Consider the following 2188-nt stretch of genomic DNA (forward strand, 5'->3'; position numbering starts at 1 on the left):
AAGGCTCCTACCTATCCTGTACAAGCTGTACCAAAATTCAATATCAGGCTACAGTAAAGCTCCACGGGGTCTTTCCGTCCTGTCGCGGGTAACCTGCATCTTCACAGGTACTATAATTTCACCGAGTCTCTCGTTGAGACAGTGCCCAGATCGTTACGCCTTTCGTGCGGGTCGGAACTTACCCGACAAGGAATTTCGCTACCTTAGGACCGTTATAGTTACGGCCGCCGTTTACTGGGGCTTCAATTCAAAGCTTCGCTTGCGCTAACCTCTCCTCTTAACCTTCCAGCACCGGGCAGGCGTCAGCCCCTATACTTCGCCTTGCGGCTTCGCAGAGACCTGTGTTTTTGCTAAACAGTCGCCTGGGCCTATTCACTGCGGCTTTTCGCAAGGATAAACCTTGAAAAAGCACCCCTTCTCCCGAAGTTACGGGGTCATTTTGCCGAGTTCCTTAACGAGAGTTCTCTCGCTCACCTTAGGATTCTCTCCTCGCCTACCTGTGTCGGTTTGCGGTACGGGCACCTCTCACCTCGCTAGAGGCTTTTCTTGGCAGTGTGGAATCAGGAACTTCGGTACTATAGTTCCCTCGCCATCACAGCTCAGCCTTAGATAACAACGGGATTTGCCTCGTTGTCAGCCTAACTGCTTGGACGCGCTAATCCAACAGCGCGCTTACCCTATCCTTCTGCGTCCCCCCATTGCTCAAATGGTGAGGAGGTGGTACAGGAATATCAACCTGTTGTCCATCGCCTACGCCTTTCGGCCTCGGCTTAGGTCCCGACTAACCCTGAGCGGACGAGCCTTCCTCAGGAAACCTTAGGCATTCGGTGGATGGGATTCTCACCCATCTTTCGCTACTCATACCGGCATTCTCACTTCTAAGCGCTCCACTAGTCCTTACGGTCTAGCTTCACAGCCCTTAGAACGCTCTCCTACCATTGTTCTGAAAGAACAATCCACAGCTTCGGTGATACGTTTAGCCCCGGTACATTTTCGGCGCAGAGTCACTCGACCAGTGAGCTATTACGCACTCTTTAAATGGTGGCTGCTTCTAAGCCAACATCCTGGTTGTCTAAGCAACTCCACATCCTTTTCCACTTAACGTATACTTTGGGACCTTAGCTGGTGGTCTGGGCTGTTTCCCTCTTGACTACGGATCTTATCACTCGCAGTCTGACTCCTGAATATAAGTCTTTGGCATTCGGAGTTTGACTGAATTCGGTAACCCGATGGGGGCCCCTAGTCCAATCAGTGCTCTACCTCCAAGACTCTCATTTCAAGGCTAGCCCTAAAGCTATTTCGGAGAGAACCAGCTATCTCCAAGTTCGATTGGAATTTCTCCGCTACCCACACCTCATCCCCGCACTTTTCAACGTGCGTGGGTTCGGGCCTCCATTCAGTGTTACCTGAACTTCACCCTGGACATGGGTAGATCACCTGGTTTCGGGTCTACGACCACGTACTCTTTCGCCCTATTCAGACTCGCTTTCGCTGCGGCTCCGTCTCTTCAACTTAACCTTGCACGGGATCGTAACTCGCCGGTTCATTCTACAAAAGGCACGCCATTACCCATTAACGGGCTTTGACTACTTGTAGGCACACGGTTTCAGGATCTCTTTCACTCCCCTTCCGGGGTGCTTTTCACCTTTCCCTCACGGTACTGGTTCACTATCGGTCACTAGGGAGTATTTAGCCTTGGGAGATGGTCCTCCCTGCTTCCGACGGGATTTCACGTGTCCCGCCGTACTCAGGATCCACTCTGGAGGGAACGAAGTTTCAACTACAGGGTTGTTACCTTCTTTGACGGGCCTTTCCAGACCTCTTCATTTACTCCGTTCCTTTGTAACTCCGTATAGAGTGTCCTACAACCCCAAGAGGCAAGCCTCTTGGTTTGGGCTAATTCCGTTTCGCTCGCCGCTACTCAGGAAATCGCGTTTGCTTTCTCTTCCTCCGGGTACTTAGATGTTTCAGTTCCCCGGGTCTACCTTTATTACCCTATTGATTCAGGTAATAATACTGCTCCATTACGAGCAGTGGGTTCCCCCATTCGGAAATCTCCGGATCAAAGCTTACTTACAGCTCCCCGAAGCATATCGGTGTTAGTACCGTCCTTCATCGGCTCCTAGTGCCAAGGCATCCACCGTGCGCCCTTAACAACTTAACCTTCGACATTTTCATGTCTTTTTAT

Annotated in this window: 1 rRNA gene; it reads right to left on the reverse strand. The window is 51.1% G+C overall.

Annotated elements, in window-relative coordinates:
• Positions 1-2164, reverse strand: a 23S ribosomal RNA gene (locus ACTJJ9_RS26105); the annotation flags it as partial.
• Between the last annotated feature and the right edge of the window lie 24 nt (positions 2165-2188).

This window comes from Metabacillus sp. 22489 (assembly GCF_052044855.1).
Classification (GTDB): domain Bacteria; phylum Bacillota; class Bacilli; order Bacillales; family Bacillaceae; genus Metabacillus; species Metabacillus niabensis.